The sequence below is a fragment of the Paraburkholderia rhynchosiae genome (assembly GCF_002879865.1).
In the GTDB taxonomy this organism is placed as follows: Bacteria; Pseudomonadota; Gammaproteobacteria; order Burkholderiales; family Burkholderiaceae; genus Paraburkholderia; species Paraburkholderia rhynchosiae.
On the sequence record NZ_PNXY01000015.1, the window covers coordinates 46,090 to 67,760 of the forward strand.

Consider the following 21,671-nt stretch of genomic DNA (forward strand, 5'->3'; position numbering starts at 1 on the left):
CTCCTTCTTGATAGCGTGAAATTCGGGATTCGCGCGCTATGGCGCGCTTCGGCCGCAACGGCGCGGCGAATCAGTGAACGGAGGACGCGCCGTTCCGGCCGGCGTCCGGATTAATGGAGCTAATCGGGCGGATCGAGCCCGGTACGATGCTCGCGCCGAACTCGCGGATCAGCGACTGCACGAACGGATCGGCGCCGATCTCGCGCTCCGCTTCCTGCTGACGCTGCGCGCGCAGGGCGGCGTCGTGAGCGGCCGCCGTGCGGCGCGCCGGACCGACTTCGACCAGCACATCGACATGCTGACCCAGCTTTTCGGCGAGTGCGCTTTTCAGTTTCGCGACCTGTGAGGCTTCCGCGTATTGCGGCACCGGCACGTTCAGTTTGAGCGTGTTGTCTTCGAGCGCCATCAGTTCGCTATTGAACGCGAGCTGATACGAGATGCCCTTGAGCGGCAGATCGACGGCGAGCGCCGGCCAGTCGCCCTTGAAGCCCAAGGGATCGAGCGACACGGCGGGCGGCAGCGGACGCTGATCGACAACCGGCGCGGGCGCCGACACCGCCGACGCGTTCACGCGGACGTCGTCCGGGCCGCTGTCGAACACGGGCATGTAGTTGTCGTCGGGTGGGCCGTAGTAGGCGTCGTCCGATGCCGAAAGCGGCATGTAGTCGTCGGGCGGCATGTCGTCCCACGGAGGAACCGGCGAGCCGTTTTGCTGCGAGTTCTTGCGCGCCGCCGACACAGGCGCCACCGGGGCGGACGCGCGAGCGCTCGTTGCGGACTCCTGCTGCGTCGCGCCGCGCGGCGCGCCGGGTGTCGGCACGGGAACGACCACGCGCGGCGCGGCGGGCTTCGGTGTGGCCGGCGCGGCGGGTTTCGCCGCCGACGCGGCGCTCGCGCGGCCACGATCGGACGACACCTTCAGGCCGGCGCTGCGCAGAACGTCGAGTGCGGCGCTCGCGCCGCCCGCGCGACGCGGCTGCGTGTCAGGCGAGGCCGAGGGCGCGCGTTCGCTTGCGGGTTCGCTTGTGGGTTCGTCTGAGCGTTCGTTTGAGCTCGTTGCCGGTATCGGTTCGTTAGCACGCGCGAGTGCCGCAGCGGCCGGTGCGTTGAGTGCGACATCCGGGGCAGTTTCCACAGGCATAGGCTCTGCGGACACGGACGCAGCCTCGGTCATGGCCGAGGCTTCTCCGCCACTCGCCGCGGATGCTGCACTGTTCGTCGCGGGCTTGGCGGGCGCGTCGTCCCAGGGAGCCAGGGCCGGCGCGGCGGCAACCTGGGAAGCTGGGGCAACGGAAGCAGCCGGCGCCGACGAGTCGACACGCGTGGGCGTCTGAGCTGAATCTGCCTTATCAACGATTGGCGCAGAGTCCGCGTCAACAGCCGAGTCTGATTTTGCGGTCGCCGGTTGTTGATCCACGTCTTGAGTGAGCTTCCCGGACGCCGACTGTGCGCTTGCCGCTGCGACCTGCATCTGATCGGCGCCGCGAGCTTGCCCGGCAAGCGTAGCCGCTGCGGGAGGCGCTTTAGCGGCAACACCTTGCGGCTCGCGAACTGGCGCGGCCGCGGGCACCGCGCCGCGCGAGCCCGTCGTCACTTGCGCTGTCGATGCGGAAACAGCCGACGGCGAACCCAACGCGCCTTGCTGCGCTGTGACCACCGGCGCCCCAGCATGCTTCGCGCCGCCCGCGGCCGCCTGGCCAGACTGGCGACCCGGCCCTGCCGCGCCGCCACCGCCGCCCGTCGGCGCGGGCTCGAAGGCCAGCATGCGCAACAGCGTCATCGTGAAGCCCGCGTATTCGTCCGGCGCGAGGCCCAGTTCGCTTCGCCCGATCGTCGCGATCTGATAGAACAACTGCACCTGCTCGGCGCTGAGCGTGTCGGCGAAACGGCGTAAATCGCCTGCCTCGGGCCACTCGTCCAGCACCGACGACGGCGCGAACTGCGCCCACGCAATGCGATGAAGCAGGCTCGCGAGATCCTGCAACGCCGTGGAGAACGACAGACTGCGCAGCGCCATTTCATCGGCGACCGACAGCACGGCCGCGCCGTCGCCCTGTGCGAGCGCATCGAGCAGACGAATCAGGTAGCTCTGATCGAGCGCGCCGAGCATGCCGCGCACGGCCTCTTCATTCACCTGATTGGCCGAATACGCGATCGCCTGATCGGTCAAAGAGAGCGCGTCGCGCATCGAACCGTCGGCGGCGCGGGCAAGCAGGCGCAACGCCTGCACCTCGTACGGCACCGTCTCTTCGCCAAGAATGTGTTCAAGGTGCGACACGATGTGGCCGGCCGGCATCTGCTTCAGATTGAATTGCAGACAGCGCGACAGCACCGTGACCGGAATTTTCTGAGGATCGGTGGTGGCAAGGATGAACTTGACGTGCGACGGCGGCTCTTCCAGCGTCTTCAACATCGCATTGAAGGCGTGGTTCGTCAGCATGTGCACTTCGTCGATCATGTAGACCTTGAAGCGCGCATCGACCGGCGCGTATACCGCGCGCTCAAGCAGCGCCGCCATTTCGTCGACACCGCGATTGCTAGCCGCGTCCATCTCGACATAATCGACAAAGCGCCCTTCATCGATTTCACGGCAAGCTCGACAGACGCCGCACGGCGTCGACGTCACGCCGGTTTCGCAATTCAGCGCCTTGGCAAAGATGCGCGACAGTGTCGTCTTGCCGACGCCCCGCGTGCCGGTAAACAGATAAGCGTGATGCAGACGGCCGCCGTCGAGCGCGTGCGTGAGCGCGCGCACCACGTGCTCCTGTCCGACGAGCGACGCGAAATCTTTCGGCCGCCATTTGCGTGCGAGAACTTGATAGGTCATCGGGAAATTGTATCAGTAACAATGCCGCGCAAAACCGATTCGAGACGCCGCGCGAACGCGTGCCGCGGCCTCATTGATAGTAGCTAACGCACCAATAGAAAAAAATAGTGCGGCCCGCGGTGAGTGGGTTGGGCATGCTGCACCAGCGGCGCTTATAAGCGCATGTGGCCAAAGCCTGGATGCAGTCGACGCGCGCGGGAAGAGAACGCATAGCGCAAAGATAACCGGCATCCGGATAGGTGCGATATGGGGAAATGCTTTGGGAAGAAAACAAGGAACACAAGAGGAAGGTGACGAGCCTGACCCTCGGCACTGGTGGAAAACGGCTGTGGCTGCTTCGTTCCCGACCTGACCAAGTTGACCATCCCTCCATGCGAGGAGGCCCGTCACGAAACATTCTATCATCGCTTGGGTCCTCGTGCGACTGTTAATACGACCAAAGTCGCAAGCGCGCGCCGAATACCCGCCGTTCCCGCTTTCCCGCAAGGTCTCTAGCAAAGCGCGCGCCGCCCACTTGAGTTTGTCTGCCGAGCCTCCAGATAGGCTATGTCGCAATTGATGGAAACACGGTGGCACTTCTTCGGCAGCCGTCGGTCCCACTGCCCCTGATGGGTACTATCGCCCCCGGCAACGCATAGCGAATTAAGCTAAACTGCCGTACGGATGACCCGCAAACGCGAGCCTTCCGCCTATGCCGAACGGTCCTGGATCTTTCGCGCATAAGTGGGCAAGGCTTCAGATGCGGCAAAGCGAACGGAAGTTTCCCTAGGTTTTTACGTATCGTGGCGAGCAATTCAGGCGGGCCTCGAACCGATAGAGGTATTCATACAATGAGCGAACAAATCAAGCATATTAGCGACGCATCGTTCGAACAGGACGTCGTGAAATCCGATAAACCCGTGCTGCTCGATTTCTGGGCTGAATGGTGCGGTCCGTGCAAGATGATCGCGCCGATCCTCGACGAAGTCGCGAAGGATTACGCCGATCGCCTGCAAATCGCCAAGATCAACGTCGACGAACATCAATCGACGCCGGTCAAGTTCGGCGTGCGCGGCATTCCCACGCTGATCCTGTTCAAGAACGGCGCTGTCGCTGCGCAGAAGGTCGGTGCGTTGTCGAAGTCGCAACTCACCGCGTTCCTCGACGGCAACCTGTAACACGGGCACCCAGGCGCGCCGCGCAGTCCACCGAGACCCGCGCGCGCCTTGACCGGCGTGTTGTCAGCCGGCAACATATCTCAGAAGAAAGATGCCATGCCGCGCCACTGGCGGAAACTGGCGTGTGCTATGCTAGAATCCGCAAAACGTCGAAAAGACGTGTAAGTCCTTGAGCGGTTCCGCTCACTTCTCCTCCCAGATTCCATTTCGTCGCACCTTCTCCTGCGGGTTCTCCGTATGCATTTATCCGAGCTTAAGACTCTGCACGTGTCCGAATTGATCGAGATGGCCAATGGCCTCGAGATCGAAAGTGCGAACCGCCTGCGCAAGCAGGAATTGATGTTCGCCATTCTAAAAAAACGAGCCAAAACGGGCGACACGATCTTCGGCGACGGCACGCTTGAAGTGCTGCCCGACGGCTTCGGCTTCCTGCGTTCGCCGGAAACCTCCTATCTCGCCAGCACGGATGACATCTACATCAGCCCGTCGCAAATCCGCCGCTTTAACCTGCATACGGGCGACACGATCGAAGGCGAAGTGCGTACGCCGAAAGACGGCGAGCGCTATTTCGCACTGGTGAAGGTGGACAAGGTCAACGGCCAGCCGCCGGAAGCCTCGAAGCACAAAATCATGTTCGAAAATCTGACGCCGCTGCACCCGAACAAGGTGCTGCTGCTTGAACGTGAAATGCGTGGCGAAGAAAATGTCACCGGCCGCATCATCGACATGATTGCGCCGATCGGCAAAGGTCAGCGCGGCCTGCTGGTTGCGTCGCCGAAGTCCGGCAAGACCGTGATGCTCCAGCACATCGCGCATGCCATCAAGCAGAACCATCCGGACGTCGTGCTGTTTGTTCTACTGATCGACGAGCGCCCGGAAGAAGTGACGGAAATGCAGCGTTCGGTGGCGGGCGAAGTGATCGCTTCCACGTTCGACGAACCCGCCGCGCGTCACGTGCAGGTCGCCGAAATGGTGATCGAGAAAGCCAAGCGCCTCGTCGAAATGAAGAACGACGTGGTGATTCTGCTCGACTCCATCACGCGTCTCGCGCGTGCCTACAACACGGTCGTGCCGGCCTCCGGCAAGGTGCTGACGGGCGGTGTCGACGCCAACGCGCTGCAACGTCCGAAGCGCTTCTTCGGCGCAGCGCGCAATATCGAGGAAGGCGGGTCGCTGACCATCATCGGCACGGCGCTCATCGAAACGGGCAGCCGCATGGATGACGTGATCTATGAAGAGTTCAAGGGCACCGGCAATATGGAAGTGCACCTGGAGCGCCGTCTTGCAGAAAAGCGCGTGTACCCGTCGATCAACCTGAACAAGTCCGGCACGCGCCGTGAAGAACTGCTGATCAAGCCCGAAGTGCTGCAAAAAATCTGGGTGTTGCGTAAGTTCATTCACGACATGGACGAAGTCGAGTCGATGGAATTCCTGCTCGACAAGATCCGCCAGACCAAGAGCAACTCTGAGTTCTTCGACATGATGCGTCGTGGCGGCGGCAGCTAAAGCTGCACGCGAGGCCACATAAAAAACCGCTCGTCAGCAACGAGCGGTTTTTTTTCACCCATCGTTTTTGCGCGTGGATTCAGGCCGCGGCTTTCCCGTCGCGCAAAGCCGCAACCTGCACGTGAACGTGCACGTTAGCGTACAATGAGACCGATCTTTCCTGTCCGCCACCGCTCATGCCGAACGACTCGCCTGCCCTGCTGACCGTGCGTGACGCCGCCGAGCGCCTCGGCGTGACACCGCGCACATTGAAATACTACGAGGAGCGCGGACTCGTCTCGCCGACGCGCAGCGAGGGCCGCTACCGGCTTTACAACGATGAAGACTTGCAGCGTTTCGGGCGCATTCTGCGTTTGCGTTCGTTGGGTTTTTCGCTGCATGGCATCACCGAAATGCTGAAGCGGCCGCTCGAACGCGCCGAGGGAGGTCACCGTTTTTCGACGGAGTCTCTGCAGCAGATTCACAACGCCATCGCAGAACAGGTGAGCGCGCTCGACGCGCGCATCGAAGCCATGCGGCGCGAGCTCAAGGAAGCGCAGAAGCTGCGCAACGAACTCAGCCCCGACCTCGACTATCTGAAGCGCCGTCTCGCGGGCGAGAATGCGGATGCGCTACTCGAGCAACGCCGCAGGGCGCTCGCGAAAACTGTTAATGCCGGCAAAACACCCGAAGCCAAGCGCGAAAAAAAGCCGCACGCCTCAGCGACAGGCAAGCGCTCATGAGCGCTGCGCCACCTCGCGCGACATGGCTAAGCGCGGCGAAGCTGCGCGGCGATTTTTTCCCGTGGGTATTGGCGGTCGTCACCGGTCTCGACTACTTTGACAATTCCGTCTTCTCGTTTTTTACCAGCTATATCGCCGGTGGCATCAACGCGTCGCCCGACGAACCGGTGTGGGCTTCCAGCGCCTACGCGGTGGCGGCGGTGTTGGGCATCCTGCAACAGGAATGGTGGGTGGAACGTTTCGGCTACCGACGCTACGTGGCCGGCTGCATGCTGTCCTATTCGGCTGGCTCGGTGGTCGCGGCGCTATGCGAGTCGTCGATTGAACTTGCCTTCGCCCGCGGTTTTCAGGGCTATTTCATCGGCCCGATGATGGGCACGTGCCGCATTCTCATCCAGATGAGCTTCACGCCTAAACAGCGGCCGGCGGCAACCCGCGCATTCCTGATTCTGATCGTATTGAGCAGTGCCCTTGCGTCTTTGATAGGCGGTCAACTGCTCGCATATTTTGGCTGGCGCGCGCTGTTCGCGTGCACCGCGCCCGCCGGCATGCTGTTCGCGGTTCTCGCCCTGCTCGCGTTACCCGATGCGGGCAACCGCCTGCCCGAGGAGCGCGGCTCCGCGCATTTCTGGCCGTACATCATTTTTGCGTTTGCGCAAGGCGCGCTGCAAATCGTCATGCAGCAGGTGCGCTTCCAGTTGTTCAGCGCATCGCCCGGTCTCATTTTGCTGACGGTCGCGGGACTGGTTGCGTTGGGCTGGTTCGCGTATCACCAGTGGCATCACCCGGCGCCCCTCATGCGCCTGCATGCGTTGCGCGAAAAGGTGTTCCAGGTCGGCCTCGTGCTTTACATGTTTTACTACTACATCTCGACCGCATTCAGCTATCTGATTTCGCGCTTTCTCGAGAGCGGTCTCGGTTATCCGGTCGAGAACACCGGGCAACTCGTTGGTGTCACGTCACTGATTTCCGCGAGCGCATTATTCATCTATCTGCGCTTCGCAAAACTTCTGACGCGCAAGAAGTGGATCATCGTGCCGGGGTTCGCGGTCGCCGCGGTCACGGCGGCGTGGATGACGCGCATGTCGCCGGACGCCGGCGAAGCGGCGCTCGTCGGGCCGCTCCTGTTGCGCGGCCTGCTGCTGTTGTTCATCGTGCTGCCCGTCGCCAATCTGACCTTCCGTATCTTCGCGATCGAGGAATTCACGCACGGCTACCGGCTCAAAAACATCGTCCGGCAACTGACGATATCATTCGCGACGGCCTCGGTGATCATCGTGGAACAGCATCGGCAGGCATTGCATCAAGCCCGACTCGCGGAGTTCGTGAATCCGTACAATCCATTGTTTCAGAACTCGCTTGCCGCGCTGACCCGAGCGTTTTCCGCCGCGGGACGCTCGCCGTCGGACGCGCGTTCGCTTGCAGTCGTGGAAATCAGCCGGACAGTCGCGCGACAGGCGAGCTTTCTGACGTCGCTCGACGGCTTCTATTTCCTGATCGGCATCGCGATATGCGGCGGAATTTTTGCCGCGTGGCAAAAACAGATCGATTAACGTTTCATCGGCCCATGCTTTCGAAACTCACTCAATGGTTCGGCGCCCGCCGGCGCGAGCGCGCGCTGCGCGAGTACGCGATCGACGACGCGCTGTGGCAGGCCACGCTCGACGGCTTGCCGTTTCTCGTGCATTTGAGCGCGCCGGATCTCGCGCGCCTGCGCGAACTGAGCAGTCTTTTCATCGCGCAGAAGGAATTTTCGACCGCGCACGATCTGGAACTGACCGACGCAATGACTGTGGCGATTGCCGCCCAGGCGTGCTTGCCGGTGCTGAATCTGAGTCTGGATCTGTATCGCGGATGGGTCGGCGTGATCGTCTATCCCGGCGAATTCGTGATCCGCAAGACCGTTGAGGACGAAGACGGCGTCGTTCACGAAGTCGAACACGACGCGAGCGGCGAAGCGTGGGAAGGCGGCCCCGTTGTGCTGTCATGGGAAGACGCGCAGATGACGGACGGTGCCGATGCGTACAACGTGGTCATCCACGAATTCGCGCACAAGATCGATATGCTGAACGGCGAAGCGGACGGCCATCCGCCGCTCGTGCGCCGTTGGCACGCGCCGCTCGACTCGCAGGCGTGGGCGGACGTGTTCGATTCCGCCTACGATCAATTCTGCGCCCGCATCGACGCGGTGCCTCAGCGGCGCTGGACGCGTTTCGAGCGCGAGTCGCTGATCGATCCGTACGCCGCGGACCATCCGTCGGAATTTTTTGCCGTGTGCAGCGAGGCGCTGTTCGTCAAGCCACAGGCCTTTGAAGCGGAATATCCCGAGTTATATCGCCTCCTCGCACGTTATTACCGCCAGGACCCGGCGCGAGTCGGTCTCACGTTTGCGTCGCCGTAATAACTTGAATCCGGATAAGGCGGGCAAAAACCTCCCGGAATTCGTCAAGCGACTGATTTTCTGGCATAATCGCCGTTTTTCGACCATAGGCAAGTGGCTCGCGCCTAGATGCGGTCCGCGCTCAAGCGGCTGCACGCGGGTTGGCTACCGCCAGATTAAAGGAAAGACCATGAAAGAAGGCATTCACCCGAATTATCGCGAAGTGCTGTTCATCGACATGTCGAACGACTTCAAGTTTGTAACGCGCTCGACCATCCAGACGCGTGAAACCGCCGAATTCAACGGCAAGACCTACCCGCTCGCCAAGATCGAAGTGTCGTCGGAATCGCATCCGTTCTACACCGGCCAGCAAAAGATCATGGACACGGCAGGCCGCGTCGAGAAGTTCAACAAGAAGTTCGGTTCGCGCGCTACCGGCAAGGCAGCAGCGAAGTAATACCCGCCGCTCCGGCTCGTTCGGCCGATTTATGCAGGTTTGGCCGGCAGCGAAGCAGCAAAAGAAGGGCAGCGCAAGCTGCCCTTTTTTGTCGCCTGCGCGCAGATGCCGGGTCGCGAGTGTTCGACCCGGCGCACGCGTCACACAACCGGCATCGTGTAACAACATGCTCGACGCCGTTGCAGGCCATTACCGGCCGTGACGCGTACAGCCCCGCCCGACTACAATGCCGGATGCTCCAATCAGGCCATTCAAGCCCGACATGCCGTCCGGTGACGGCTTTCGCTTATCCAAGATCCCAAACCGCATGAGACCTGTCGTTCGACTGACTGCTTCTGCGACCAGTGCGTTGCCGCGCTGGCTGCTGCTGACCATCTGTATCGTCTATGCATCGTTCGGACTGTTTGGCCGCGATCCGTGGAAGAACGAGGACGCAGCCGGCTTCGGCGTAATGTGGACCATGGCGAACGGCAGCGCGCACGACTGGCTTCTGCCGAATCTGGTCGGCAAGTATCTGACTGAAGACGGCCCGCTCGGCTACTGGCTTGGCGCCAGCGCGATCCGCGTGCTCGCGCCGTGGGTCGATGCAAGCAATGCATCCCGCGTCGTCACGGGCTTGCTGTTTTGCGCGGGCTGCGCGTTCGTCTGGTACGCCGCCTATCTGCTGGGACGGCGCGCCGAAGTACAGCCGTTCAAATATGCATTCGGCGGCGAGCCGGAACCTCGCGATTACGGCCGCACGCTCGCCGACGGTGCCCTTCTCATTTTGCTCGCCTGCTTCGGCCTCGCAGAACGCGGCCACGAAACCACGCCTCAGTTGGCGCAATTCGTGTGCATAGCGATGCTCGTCTACGGGCTAGTGCGGATGATCGACAAGCCGATTCAAGGCGCGTTGATCTGGGGCTTCGCGCTCGGCCTTGTCACACTCGCGAGCAGCCCCGTGCTGGTCGGCGCGCTTCTGCTCGGCACGCTCGCCATGACGCTGATCGTGCGCGAAACGCGCTCGCGCTGGCTGCTGTTGGCCGGCCTGCCGGTTGCGCTCGCGATCTCGGTCGCGTGGCCCATTGCCGCGCTTGCCGCCTTTCCCGTCGATGCCGTCTGGTATCTAAACCAATGGGTGCATGTCAGCCTGAGTTCGTTCGCCGGCCCACCCGGCTCGGTCGCAGCGTACGCGCTGAAAAACCTGCCGCTCTTCACATGGCCCGCGTGGCCGCTCGCGCTGTGGGCCTGGTTTAGCTGGTCGGGTCTGCGCCGCGCGCCGCACGTCGCGATTCCGCTTTCGGTGATCGGGCCGCTGCTGGTGCTGGTGATCCTCCAGAGCCATCAGTCGAACCGGCTTTATATGTTGCTGCTGCCGGCGCTTGCGGTGCTGGCCACGTTCGCGTTGCCCACGCTCAAGCGCGGCGCGATCAACGCGATCGACTGGTTCGCATTGCTCAGCTTCACGATTCTGGGCAGCTTCGTCTGGCTCGTGTATGTGGCCGGCCTGACGGGTTTCCCGCATCCGCTCGCGCGCAACCTCGCGCGTCTCGCTCCGGGCTTCGCGCCGCAGTTCAAGGTTCTTTCGTTCATCTGCGCGGTCGCGGTAACCATTTGCTGGTTCGTGCTGGTGCAATGGCGGCTTGCGCGTCATCCGAAGGTGCTGTGGCGCAGCGTGGTGCTCTCGAGCGCGGGCACGACGCTGATGTGGGTGCTGCTGATGACCTTGTGGCTGCCGGTCGTCAACTACAGCCGGACCTATAAGGACGTCGCGCAACAGATCGCGAGCCATCTGCCGGAGGACTACACGTGCATATCGCCCGTGCGGCTCGGCAATGCGCAGATCGCGACCTTCGCGTATTTCGGCGACATGCACTTTGCGTTCGATCAGGACTGCGACGTCATTCTGCGTCAGGACACGCAGGAATACGGCGAGCCGAGTGCGATGTCCGACTTTGTGTGGAAGCTCGTGTGGGAAGGCCGCCGCGTGGCCGACCGCGATGAACGCTTCAGGCTGTATGTGCGTATCGATCGTCCGAAACCGCCTGTCGTCAAACGGCGCAACTGGCACAAGAAATCCGGCTGACCATGCTCGCCGACGTACGAAAAATCGCCGGGCTCGCGTGGCCCGTGCTGATCGGCCAACTGGCGATCATCGCGTTTGGCGTAATCGATACGGCCATGGTCGGGCGCTACTCGGCGGTCGATCTCGCCGCGCTGGGCCTCGGCTCGTCGATCTATATTTCCGTGTATATCGGCTTGACCGGCATTCTCACCGCGCTGCAACCGATCACCGCGCAACTGTACGGCGCGCGCCGCTATCTCGAGATCGGGGAAGAGGTCCGGCAAGCCTTGTGGCTCGGGCTGGCACTCACGGTGATCGGCTTCCTGATCCTGTACTTCCCGGGCTACCTGCTGCATCTCGCGCGCGTGCCCGAAGCACTGCATGAGCGCACGATCTCGTATCTGCGGATACTCGCGTTCGGCCTGCCGGCCGGCCTCGCCTTTCGCATTTACGGTTCGATCAGCAATGCGGTCGGCCAGCCACGGCTCGTAATGATCCTCCAGATCGGCGCGCTGTTGCTGAAGGTGCCGCTCAATACGTGGTTCATTTTCGGCGGTCTCGGCGTGCCGGCGCTCGGCGGCCCCGGCTGTGCTCTTGCAAGTAGCATGATCAACTGGGGCCTGGCGCTGGTAGGCATGTTGCTGCTGACGCGTGTCGACGTATTTACGCCTTTCGCGATCTTCAAGCGCTTCTGCTGGCCGGTCTGGCGGCGTCAAGCCGCACAGTTGCGCCTCGGCATTCCGATGGGACTGTCGTATCTGATCGAAGTCACGTCTTATACATTCATGGCGCTCTTCATCGCGCGCTTCGGCACGACGACGCTCGCCGGCCATCAGATCGCCGGCAACATCGGCGCGGTGCTGTATATGACACCGCTGTCGATCGGCATCGCATCGTCGACGCTGGTCGCTCAGGCGCTCGGCGCGCATCGCCCTGAGGCTGCGCGCACGCTGTCGCGTCACGGCATCATGATGGCCGTCGCGATCGCCTGCTGTTACGGCGCGATCGTGTTGGTGCTGCGGCCCTACGTGATCGAGGGCTATACGCCGAACGCGCAAGTGTTGGCTGCGGCGATGCCGTTAGTGCTGATCGTCGTCTGTTATCACCTGTTCGACGCGTTGCAGATCACCACCGCGTTCGTGCTGCGCGCCTACAAGGTCGCAGTCGTGCCGACCGTGATCTACGCGGTCGCGCTGTGGGGCGTGGGTCTCGGCGGGGGTTATCTGCTCGGCTTCAATGTGACCGGCACGATCCCGTCATGGTTGACCGGGGCACGCGGATTCTGGGTCGCCAATACGGCGAGTCTGGCGATTGCCGGCATTGGCTTGCTGCTCTACTGGCGCGTGATCAGCAGGCGGCACGTGCGCGCGGCGGCGGCGCTGCGGCCGGATGTCACCGTCTGACATCACCGTCTGACAGCATCGTTTGACACGACCGTCTGACACCACCGTTTGACGCTGAGGCCGCGCGCGCCGTCGCGGCCACCATCTGACGCCGGGGCCCCACGCATAGCCCAGCACCGCTTGACTCTGATACCGCGCGTAGACGCCACCGCTCGACGCTAGGGCCGCCCGCGCGGGTAACGCACATGGCCCACGCGCTACTCAAGCCACCTGCGCGACCTGCACAGCCCTTTCCGATTGTGCCTTTTTCGATGCCTGATCATGGCGCTCGAAAATCTCGCGCGCCGCGAACAACGCGTTCAACGCCGCCGGAAAGCCAGCGTACAGCGTCATCTGCATGAACACCTCGACGATTTCCTCGCGCGTGCAGCCGACGTTCAACGCGGCTTCGATATGCACCTTCAACTGCGGTTGAGCACAGCCGAGCGTCGCGAGAGAAGCGATCGCCGCAATTTCTCTCGCGCGCAGATCGAGCTGCGGGCGGCTGTAAATATCGCCGAAACCGAATTCGATCAGGAGACGCCCGAAGTCCGGCGCAATCGGCGCGAGCGCGGCGATCACCTGCTCGCCGGCCGAACCGTCGATTTCCCTCAGTTTGTTCCAGCCTTGCGTGTAGCGGTCGTTTTGTGCGTGGTCCATGGTGAGTCCTTTTCCGAGTGTGAAAACGATGACGTGTCGTCGATCTGTCGTGTCGCACTATCCGCGGCGGACGCTTGCGCGGCCGCTTCGCCTTCGTAGTACGCGATCTTGTCGGTGATCGCGCCCAGGCTGGTCTGCAACTCGGCGATCCGCGCCAGAACCGCATCGCGATGCGCCACCAGCAGATCGCGGCGTGCGCCGATCGTAGGCTGACCCTCGGCACGCAGCGCTGCGAACGCCTGCATGCCCGCGACCGGCATGCCGGTCGCTTTCAGGCGCATCACGAATTGCAGCCAGTCGAGATCGGCCGGCGAATACAGGCGATGTCCCGCCTGGGTGCGACCCACCGTGCGAATCAGCCCGGCCTGCTCGTAGTAACGCAGCGTGTGCGTGGAGACGCCGATGGTTTCGGCGACTTGCCCGATGGTGAGTGCGTTCGACGTTTTCGACATGACAGGACTCAGGTTAGGACTTCGAGTGCACTCTAAGTCAAGTGCGCCGCGCTGTCATTTTTGGCGCCAACCCCGGCGCGTGATAGATCGAGCCGATTAATCGGCTCACAACCGCCCCATTAGCAGGCAAAAGGTTTAAATATTGTCCACAGTGATTTACTTGCCATCAATCGATCGGTATAAATCGTCGGCGTTCGCAAATAAGGGCGCGCATTTGTTCTATGCTTAAGCGCACCGTCTACCGACAGGTTGCGTCGTCTATTCCGGCTAACTTTTTGCCCTCTGTGGAGTGCTTGCCATGCTGAAAAAGCTTCTGATGCTTTGTGTTGCTTTGGCCTTGTCGCTGTCAGCCGGATTCGCGGCCGCAGTGGAAGTGAATTCCGCCGATCAGGCGGCGCTCGAATCAGTCAAGGGCATCGGGCCGGCCCACGCGAAGGCGATCATCGAAGAGCGCTCGAAGAACGGTCCGTTCAAGGACGCCGACGATCTGGCCGCGCGCGTCAAAGGCATCGGCAGCAAGTCGGTTGTGAATCTCGAAGCGGCGGGCTTGACGATCAACGGTTCGTCGACGCCGCCGGCGGGCGCGAAGCCTGCCACGAAGGCCGCGAACACGGGCAGCACCGCCAGCACGAAGGCCGCGCCTGCGGCGACTACTGCGGCAACCACTTCCGCGGCAACGACCGCAGCGCCCGCCACGCCTGTCGAGGCGTCCGGCGCGAAGCCGTCGAAGTCATCGAAGAAGAAGGCGAAGGCTGCCGCTTCGGAAGCCGCGGCGGCGTCCGCGCCGGCAACGACTGCCGCGGCACCCGCGGCCTCAGCAAGCGCGCCTGCCGATGCATCCGGCGCGAAGGCGTCGAAGAAGAAAGCGAAGAAGAGCAAGGCCGCGTCCGCGGCGGCCGCTTCGGGCGGCGCTTAAGCGGACTTGCGTAAGAACACTGAGGCAAGTGCACTCACAAGAGAGAGATTTCATCAACCCAGCAAGGTCGAGCGCCCGGAGCGACGTTCCTGTGCAATCACCGCCCAGCCGGCGCGTGACCAGCACATCGGCATCGCCCTGTCGCGCGCCTTCCTTCCCACGACGCCGCGCGACCGCACGGCGCGTCACCCGCCGACTCGTCATCCACGTGTCGGCATTCAAGAGAGACCGTCATGAGCTTACTCGACACCCTCGGTTCCCTGGTTGGCAAATCGCCCGAAGGCGGCGGCCAGCAAGCGCTGATCGCAGCCGCACTCGAATTCGTCAATAGCCAGCCAGGCGGCCTGAACGGCCTGATCCAGCGCTTTCAGGAAAAAGGCCTCGGCGACGTCGTGTCGTCGTGGGTCAGCAACGGCGAGAACCAGCCGATTGCAGCCGATGCGCTGCATAGCGTACTCGGCTCCGAAGCCGTTACAGGCCTCGCCGCAAAAGCCGGCGTGCAACCCGACCAGGTCACCGGCCTGCTTTCGCAGATCCTGCCGCACGTGGTCAACGCCGCGACGCCGGACGGCGAAGTGCCGGCCGAAGGCAAGCTGAATGCGACCACCGTGCTCGGCGCACTCGGCGGCCTGTCGGCACTGTTCGGCAAGGGCACCGCGTAAGGCACCTCGCCTGTCCATTGAGATGGCAAAAAAAAGCGGCAACGAAGGTGACTTCGTTGCCGCTTTGCCATGTGCGCGAGTTTCGGCGTGACGGGCCTTAATTCAATTCAACGCGCCACGCCAACGCGCGCCTCATCAATGCACCACGCGCTCGAACACCAGGTTGCCGTCTTCCAGCTCGACCGGAATGACATCCTTCGGACCGAACTTGCCGGCCAGAATCAGCTTGGCGACCGGGTTCTCGATCTCCTGCTGGATCGCCCGCTTCAACGGCCGGGCGCCGAACAGCGGATCGTAGCCGACCTTGCCGACGTGCTCCAGCGCCTCGTCCGACACCACCAGTTGCATGTCGAGCTTGGCAAGCCGCTCGTGTAGACGCTGCAACTGGATTCGCGCGATAGACTGCACGTTCGAACGATCGAGCGCATGGAACACCACGACGTCGTCGATCCGGTTCAGGAACTCGGGCCGGAAGTGCAACCTCACCTCTTCCCACACCGCGTCCTTCACCGCTTCCTGCGGCTCGCCGACCATCGACTGGATCACCTGCGAACCGAGGTTCGACGTCATCACGATGACCGTGTTCTTGAAGTCCACGGTACGGCCCTGGCCATCGGTCATACGGCCGTCGTCGAGCACTTGCAGCAGCACGTTGAACACATCCGGATGCGCCTTCTCGATTTCGTCGAGCAGGATCACGCTATACGGCTTGCGACGCACGGCTTCCGTGAGATAACCGCCCTCCTCGTAACCGACGTATCCCGGCGGCGCGCCGATCAAACGCGCGACGCTATGCTTCTCCATGAACTCGCTCATGTCGATACGGACCAGATGGTCTTCCGAATCGAACAGGAACGCCGCCAGCGCCTTGCACAATTCCGTCTTGCCCACACCGGTCGGCCCCAGGAAAAGGAACGAACCGTACGGACGGTTCGGATCCGACAGACCGGCACGCGAGCGGCGGATCGCATCGGCCACCGCGCTGATCGCCTCGTCCTGGCCGATCACGCGCTCATGCAGCTTTTCTTCGATCTGCAGCAGCTTTTCGCGCTCGCCCTGCATCATGCGCGAAACCGGAATGCCGGTGGAGCGCGACACGACTTCCGCGATTTCTTCCGCGCCGACCTGCGTGCGCAACAGGCGCGGACGCGTCGGATTGTTCTGCTCCTTCGCCTCGGCCTGCGTCACTTCCTTCAGTTGCGCCTCGAGACCCGGCAGCTTGCCGTATTGCAGTTCGGCGACCTTTTCGAGCTTGCCTTCGCGCTGCAAGCGCGTGATTTCCGCCCGCGTCTTCTCGATCTCTTCCTTCAGTTGCGCGCTGCCCTGCACCGCGGCTTTTTCCGCTGTCCAGATTTCTTCCAGGTCCGAATATTCGCGATCGAGCCGCTCGATTTCTTCTTCGATCAATTGCAGACGCTTTTGCGACGCTTCGTCCTTCTCCTTCTTCACGGCCTCGCGCTCGATCTTCAACTGGATCAAACGACGGTCGAGCCGGTCCATCTCTTCCGGCTTCGAGTCGATTTCCATCTTGATCTTCGACGCGGCTTCGTCGATCAGATCGATTGCCTTGTCCGGCAGGAAGCGATCCGTGATGTAGCGGTGCGATAGCTCGGCGGCCGCGACAATGGCCGGGTCCGTGATGTCGACGCCATGATGCAGCTCGTACTTCTCCTGCAAGCCGCGCAGAATCGCGATCGTGGCTTCGACCGTCGGTTCGTCGACGAGCACTTTCTGGAAGCGGCGTTCGAGCGCGGCATCCTTTTCGATGTACTTCCGGTATTCGTCGAGCGTGGTCGCTCCGACGCAATGCAGTTCGCCGCGCGAGAGCGCCGGCTTCAGCATGTTGCCCGCGTCCATCGCGCCTTCGGCCTTACCCGCGCCGACCATCGTGTGAATTTCGTCGATAAAGACGATGGTCTGCCCTTCGTCCTTCGCGATGTCGTTCAGCACGGCCTTCAGACGCTCTTCAAACTCACCGCGATACTTGGCGCCGGCCAGCAACGCGGCCATGTCGAGCGACAGCACGCGCTTGCCCTTGAGCGTTTCCGGCACTTCGCCGTTGACGATCCGCTGCGCGAGCCCTTCGACGATCGCAGTCTTGCCCACACCCGGCTCGCCGATCAGCACCGGATTGTTCTTGGTGCGGCGTTGCAGGATCTGAATGGAGCGGCGGATTTCGTCGTCACGGCCGATCACCGGGTCGAGCTTGCCGGCCCGCGCACGTTCGGTCAGATCGACGGTGTACTTCTTCAGCGCCTCGCGCTGGCTTTCGGCGTCCTGGCTGTGGACTTGCGAGCCGCCGCGCACCGCCGCGATCGCGCTTTCGAGCGACTTGCGCGACAAGCCATGCTGACGTGCGAGACGGCCGACTTCGCCTTTATCGTCTGCGACCGCCAGCAGGAACATTTCACTTGCGATGAACGTGTCGTTGAGCTTTTGCGCTTCCTTGTCGGCCTGATTCAACAGACCGGTAAGTTCGCGGCCGATCTGCACGTTACCGTCGGTGCCCTGCACTTGCGGCAGACGCGTGATGGCCTCGTCGAGAGCGGTTTGCAGCGCCTGCACGTGCACGCCGGCGCGCGACAGCAGCGAGCGCGCCGAGCCGTCCTGCTGCGCGACGAGCGCTGCAAGAACATGAACTGGCTCGATGTATTGATTGTCATGGCCGACCGCGAGACTCTGCGCGTCCGCCAACGCTTCCTGGAATTTAGTGGTGAGTTTGTCGATTCTCATGCGAGACCTCCAATTTCGATTACCACCAAAATGAGGCGTTTTATTCAGGTTTCAAGCGCTTTCTTGCGGGCCCGGCCGGCTTTTGAATAGTTGACACGAAGAAAATTGCCTTGCTGGCCTTGGCGGCCGCGTTCAGGCGATCGGCACGGGATTGTCGCTCGCTGGCGCGACAGGCGCCACCGGCACTACCGGAATGATGGCGCGTATGCCGAGCAACGCCGCCAGCGGACCCTGCGGACCCGCGACCTCGCCGATCGTATGGCGGTCGAGTTCCGCGAGAAAAGCGTGGCGCGCTGCCTCCAGTGCGCTGCGCAACCGGCATTGCGGTGTAATGACGCAAGGACGGCGCTCGCCGTTCTGGTCCGGCAGACAGGCGACCAGCGCGAAATCGCTTTCCGTTGCGCGCACGACCTCGCCGACGGTCCGCGCGCGGGTTTGCTCGGCAAGCCGCAAGCCGCCATTGCGTCCGCGCACGGTCTCCACCCAGCCAAGTTCGCTAAGTTGCTGCACCACTTTCATCAAGTGATTCTTGGAAATGCCGTACGCATCGGAAATGTCCTGGATCGTCGACAAGCCCTGGTCACGGACAGCCAGGTATAACAGGACGCGCAGCGAGTAGTCGGTATAGTCGGTCAGTCTCATAGGTGCAGTATCACGATGAGCGCAAGCCGCGATCCGTGGGATAACCGCGTCGACGCAAGGGTTGCCGGGGGCCGCGGCTTCGCCATAAGATGCAGAGGTGGCACATATTTAATTATGCTGCATGATTGAAGCCGGACCTTCGACACCAATGGTAACGTTTCCCGCCGTGCCTATTCACATGAAAAGCATGGTATTTACCGCGCACTTCGGAGCAACTGGCCCTATTTGAGGTCATTCGTCACGGTCTGTGGCGCGGTGTGGCGAGCCGGATGAAATCGTCGCACACTTCTGGAACTTGCATGAACCCTTCTTTTCCCGCCGCGCCGGTCGTCGAGCGCGCCGCCGAACCTACTGAAGCGAATATCCGCGAGCTTGTCTACGCTTTCTACGATCGCGTTCGCGCCGATCCGCTGCTGGGGCCGGTGTTCGATGCGACGCTCGCCGGCCGCTGGGACGATCATCTGCCGAAGATGTGCACCTTCTGGGCGAGTCTCGTGCTGGGCGCGAAGCAGTACCGCGGCAATGTGCAGCAGGCGCATCAGCCACTCGAAGGAATCGAGCCGCAGCATTTCAGCCGCTGGCTGTATCTGTTCCTGGACACCGTCGAGACGCGTTACGAGCCGGTCGCAGCTATCCGCTTCATGGAACCGGCGCTGCGTATTGCGCAGAGCTTGCAACTGAGCCGATTTGGCTGGGACTACAAGATTCCGGCGGAACAGCAGGCTTTGCTCGAGCGCGTCGCGCCAAAGCGCCAGCCACGTGAGGAGGAGCCGCAGCTTCCCGCGCGGCCTGCTGGGGAGCCGTTTCCGGCACGCATCATCGGACGGGCGCGGGACCAGTGACGATGCTGGCCGGCGCGAGCCGCGCCTATAACGGGACAGGCCCGGGCCAGGCGCCTACTCCAAACCACCGTTCACCGATTCGATGCCCCATCGTGCGAGCGCGGCATCGTCGGTCACGCGAGCGTCGACCCAGCGCTCGCCCGCCTCAGTTTTCTCCTTCTTCCAGAACGGCGCCTGGGTCTTCAAATAGTCCATCACGAATTCACACGACGCAAACGCATCCCCGCGATGCGCAGCCGTAGTCGCGACCAGCACGATCTGATCGAGCGGATGAAGCTTGCCGACGCGATGCACGATCAGCACCTCGATGCCCGGCCAGCGCTCCCGCGCACTCACGATAATCGCTTCCAGCGACTTCTCGGTCATGCCGGGATAATGCTCGAGCTCCATGGCCTCGACGGCGCTGCCGTCGTTCAGATCGCGCACGGTGCCGATGAAGCACGCCACGGCGCCTATCTTCGGATTGCGCGCGCGCAGCGCGGCGACCTCCGCGGTGAGGTCGAAATCTTCGGTTTGGACACGTACGGGCATGGCGGGCTCCTCGCGGGTCAACCGCCTGTAACAGGTGGAAAAAACGCGACCTCGCAACCCTCGGTGATCCGCGTGCCGGCGCCCGTCATCACGTGATTGCAAGCCATGCGCAGCGCGCGGCCTTCGGCGAGCGTGTCGGCCCAGATGCCGCCGCGCGCGCGCAGCCACGCGCGCACGTCGCCGACCGTTGCCACGCCCTCGGGCACCTCGACCGTTTCGTCGGCCAGATCGAGCGCTTCACGCACGCTCGCAAAATATCGGAGTTGAATCTTCATCGGATGCTGCCGGCTTTGCCGGCCTCAATTCAGCAATTCAGAAAAGGGAATGAAGCGCACGGTTTCGCCGGCGCTGATCGCATGATTTGGCGGATTGTCGATGAGGCCGTCGCCCCATACCGTCGATGTCAGCACCGCCGAACTCTGGTTCGGGAACAGATCGAGGCCACCGGCGCAATTGATGCGCGCACGCAGAAATTCGTTGCGGCGATCCGCCTTGCTCTGCGTGAAGTCGGCGCGCAGCGACAACGCACGCGGCGCGACGGCCTGCACGCCGGCCAAACGCAAAACGAATGGACGCACGAACAGCAGAAAGGTTACGAAACTCGAAACCGGGTTGCCGGGCAGACCGATAAAAAACGTCTCGGCGGAGGCTGATGCGAAGCCAGCCGGTCCGGCGTTGCCACTGCCCGCGCCGCGCCGAACAGCGCCGAACGCGAGCGGCTTGCCGGGCTTCATCGCAATTTGCCACATCGCGATGCGCCCTTCCGCTTCAACAGCCGGCTTCACGTGATCTTCGTCGCCGACCGACACGCCGCCGCAGGTCAGAATGAGATCGTGCGCGTGCGCAGCCCCACGCAGCGTGGCGCGCGTCGCATCGAGCTGGTCGGCGACGATACCAAAGTCGCTGACCTCGCAGCCGAGCTTCTCCAGCAATCCGCGCAGCGTAAAGCGATTCGAGTTGTAGATCGCGCCGGGCTTCAGCGGCTCCCCTGGCATGGTCAACTCGTCGCCGGTGAAGAAAACGGCAACTTTCACTCGCCGGCGCACTTCGAGTTCGGCGCAACCGACCGACGCAGCGAGCCCCAACGCCTGTGGCGTGAGCCGCGTTCCCGCCGGGAGGATGACCGAGCCGCTGCGGATGTCCGCCCCTTGCACGGTGATCCATTCGCCGGATTTAGGACTGTGCAGAATGGTGACTTCGTCACCGGCGGCTTCGGTTTGCTCCTGCATTACGATCGCGTCGGCGCCTGGCGGCACCGTTGCGCCGGTGAAAATGCGGGCTGCGGTGCCCGGCGCCAGCGGCTCCGGTGCGTGACCGGCGGGAATGCGTTGCGAGACCGGCAGCCGACGATTGCCGTGGGTCGTCACGTCGGCGGCGTGGATCGCGTAGCCGTCCATTGAACTCGTGTTCATGGGCGGCACATCGAGCGGCGACACGACGTCGGCCGAAAGCACGCGGCCCAGCGCTTCGAGCGTCGGAATGGATTCGGTGCCGACGACCGGGCTCGCAGCGTTCAGCAGTGTCGCCAATGCTTCGGCGGTAGCGAGCATCGGAGCGCGGGGGGTGGGTGTGGACATCTGATTCGAAGCCGCAGATTAAAACAACATTGTAGCGGTCGATGGCGGCGCCCTGTCGGCCCTGCGCTTATGAAGGGTTTTCCCGGTTTTTTGCCGGGTTTTTGGGCGCTCACCGCGCGCGGCTGCGGCAAGCGCCTTTCGGTCGTATCCAGTGTCAACTGGATCGCGCAGCGGGAATTGC

Annotated in this window: 19 protein-coding genes and 1 other RNA gene; 11 read left to right on the plus strand and 9 right to left on the minus strand. The window is 62.6% G+C overall.

Features of this window, described 5'->3' with window-relative positions:
- Positions 1 to 70 precede the first annotated feature (70 nt).
- Entirely contained in the window at positions 71 to 2,827 is a 2,757-nt protein-coding gene (dnaX, locus tag C0Z16_RS21040) for a DNA polymerase III subunit gamma/tau (RefSeq protein ID WP_102634032.1), read from the minus strand.
- Positions 2,828 to 3,116: 289 nt separating this feature from the next.
- An RNA gene (gene ffs / locus C0Z16_RS21045) (signal recognition particle sRNA small type) lies at positions 3,117 to 3,215 on the minus strand.
- 442 nt (positions 3,216 to 3,657) lie between these two features.
- On the opposite strand from ffs, the gene trxA reads away from it, so the two are divergent.
- From trxA to C0Z16_RS21085, 8 genes are all read left to right on the plus strand, one after another.
- Entirely contained in the window at positions 3,658 to 3,984 is a 327-nt protein-coding gene (trxA, locus tag C0Z16_RS21050) for a thioredoxin TrxA (RefSeq protein WP_006048864.1), read from the plus strand.
- A gap of 237 nt (positions 3,985 to 4,221) precedes the next feature.
- Positions 4,222 to 5,490 carry a transcription termination factor Rho gene (rho, locus tag C0Z16_RS21055; RefSeq protein ID WP_006048863.1) on the plus strand — a complete coding sequence of 423 codons (1,269 nt, stop codon included), beginning with the start codon at positions 4,222 to 4,224 and terminating at the stop codon, positions 5,488 to 5,490.
- A 176-nt stretch (positions 5,491 to 5,666) separates the two neighbouring features.
- Positions 5,667 to 6,212 (plus strand): MerR family transcriptional regulator, encoded by a 546-nt coding sequence (locus C0Z16_RS21060; RefSeq protein WP_102634033.1) that lies wholly within the window; start codon positions 5,667 to 5,669, stop codon positions 6,210 to 6,212.
- Entirely contained in the window at positions 6,209 to 7,765 is a 1,557-nt protein-coding gene (locus tag C0Z16_RS21065) for an MFS transporter (protein WP_102634034.1), read from the plus strand. The genes C0Z16_RS21060 and C0Z16_RS21065 overlap by 4 nt, the downstream gene beginning before the upstream one ends.
- A gap of 14 nt (positions 7,766 to 7,779) precedes the next feature.
- Positions 7,780 to 8,613 (plus strand): M90 family metallopeptidase, encoded by an 834-nt coding sequence (locus C0Z16_RS21070; RefSeq protein ID WP_102634035.1) that lies wholly within the window; start codon positions 7,780 to 7,782, stop codon positions 8,611 to 8,613.
- A 169-nt stretch (positions 8,614 to 8,782) separates the two neighbouring features.
- Positions 8,783 to 9,049, plus strand: coding sequence for a type B 50S ribosomal protein L31 (locus C0Z16_RS21075; RefSeq protein ID WP_102634036.1), 267 nt, complete (start codon positions 8,783 to 8,785; stop codon positions 9,047 to 9,049).
- A 307-nt stretch (positions 9,050 to 9,356) separates the two neighbouring features.
- The gene (locus C0Z16_RS21080) at positions 9,357 to 11,114 is read left to right on the plus strand and encodes an ArnT family glycosyltransferase (RefSeq protein ID WP_102634037.1); all 1,758 of its coding nucleotides are present in this window, start codon (positions 9,357 to 9,359) and stop codon (positions 11,112 to 11,114) included.
- A 2-nt stretch (positions 11,115 to 11,116) separates the two neighbouring features.
- Positions 11,117 to 12,496: an MATE family efflux transporter gene (locus tag C0Z16_RS21085; protein WP_102634038.1), complete on the plus strand. Its 1,380-nt coding sequence runs from the start codon at positions 11,117 to 11,119 to the stop codon at positions 12,494 to 12,496.
- Between the two features lie 201 nt (positions 12,497 to 12,697).
- Here C0Z16_RS21085 and C0Z16_RS21090 read toward each other — a convergent pair whose 3' ends face one another.
- On the minus strand, positions 12,698 to 13,135 hold the full coding sequence (locus C0Z16_RS21090; protein ID WP_102634039.1) for a carboxymuconolactone decarboxylase family protein: 438 nt from the start codon (positions 13,133 to 13,135) through the stop codon (positions 12,698 to 12,700).
- Complete coding sequence (locus C0Z16_RS21095) at positions 13,087 to 13,587, minus strand: MerR family transcriptional regulator (protein WP_102634040.1); 501 nt, start codon at positions 13,585 to 13,587, stop codon at positions 13,087 to 13,089. The genes C0Z16_RS21090 and C0Z16_RS21095 overlap by 49 nt, the downstream gene beginning before the upstream one ends.
- 298 nt (positions 13,588 to 13,885) lie before the next feature.
- Here C0Z16_RS21095 and C0Z16_RS21100 point away from each other — a divergent pair, with 298 nt between their 5' ends.
- Entirely contained in the window at positions 13,886 to 14,503 is a 618-nt protein-coding gene (locus C0Z16_RS21100) for a ComEA family DNA-binding protein (RefSeq protein WP_102634041.1), read from the plus strand.
- Between the two features lie 233 nt (positions 14,504 to 14,736).
- Positions 14,737 to 15,165: a YidB family protein gene (locus tag C0Z16_RS21105; RefSeq protein ID WP_027778431.1), complete on the plus strand. Its 429-nt coding sequence runs from the start codon at positions 14,737 to 14,739 to the stop codon at positions 15,163 to 15,165.
- 135 nt (positions 15,166 to 15,300) lie between these two features.
- On the opposite strand, the gene clpB is transcribed toward C0Z16_RS21105, so the two are convergent.
- Together clpB and C0Z16_RS21115 are read right to left on the minus strand one after the other, a co-directional pair.
- Positions 15,301 to 17,898: an ATP-dependent chaperone ClpB gene (clpB, locus tag C0Z16_RS21110; protein ID WP_102634042.1), complete on the minus strand. Its 2,598-nt coding sequence runs from the start codon at positions 17,896 to 17,898 to the stop codon at positions 15,301 to 15,303.
- A gap of 132 nt (positions 17,899 to 18,030) precedes the next feature.
- Positions 18,031 to 18,540 carry an Rrf2 family transcriptional regulator gene (locus tag C0Z16_RS21115; protein ID WP_102634043.1) on the minus strand — a complete coding sequence of 170 codons (510 nt, stop codon included), beginning with the start codon at positions 18,538 to 18,540 and terminating at the stop codon, positions 18,031 to 18,033.
- Positions 18,541 to 18,839: 299 nt separating this feature from the next.
- Between C0Z16_RS21115 and C0Z16_RS21120 the strand changes: the two genes are divergently transcribed.
- Positions 18,840 to 19,382: a group III truncated hemoglobin gene (locus C0Z16_RS21120; protein WP_102634044.1), complete on the plus strand. Its 543-nt coding sequence runs from the start codon at positions 18,840 to 18,842 to the stop codon at positions 19,380 to 19,382.
- A 54-nt stretch (positions 19,383 to 19,436) separates the two neighbouring features.
- Here the strand turns inward: C0Z16_RS21120 and C0Z16_RS21125 are convergent, their stop codons facing one another.
- Genes C0Z16_RS21125 through C0Z16_RS21135 form a run of 3 tightly spaced genes read right to left on the minus strand, consistent with a single transcriptional unit; the run spans position 19,437 to position 21,463 of the window.
- Complete coding sequence (locus C0Z16_RS21125; protein ID WP_102634045.1) at positions 19,437 to 19,913, minus strand: molybdenum cofactor biosynthesis protein MoaE; 477 nt, start codon at positions 19,911 to 19,913, stop codon at positions 19,437 to 19,439.
- A gap of 17 nt (positions 19,914 to 19,930) precedes the next feature.
- Positions 19,931 to 20,188 carry a molybdopterin converting factor subunit 1 gene (gene moaD, locus C0Z16_RS21130; protein ID WP_102634046.1) on the minus strand — a complete coding sequence of 86 codons (258 nt, stop codon included), beginning with the start codon at positions 20,186 to 20,188 and terminating at the stop codon, positions 19,931 to 19,933.
- Positions 20,189 to 20,212: 24 nt separating this feature from the next.
- Complete coding sequence (locus C0Z16_RS21135) at positions 20,213 to 21,463, minus strand: molybdopterin molybdotransferase MoeA (RefSeq protein WP_102634047.1); 1,251 nt, start codon at positions 21,461 to 21,463, stop codon at positions 20,213 to 20,215.
- Positions 21,464 to 21,671: the final 208 nt, after the last annotated feature.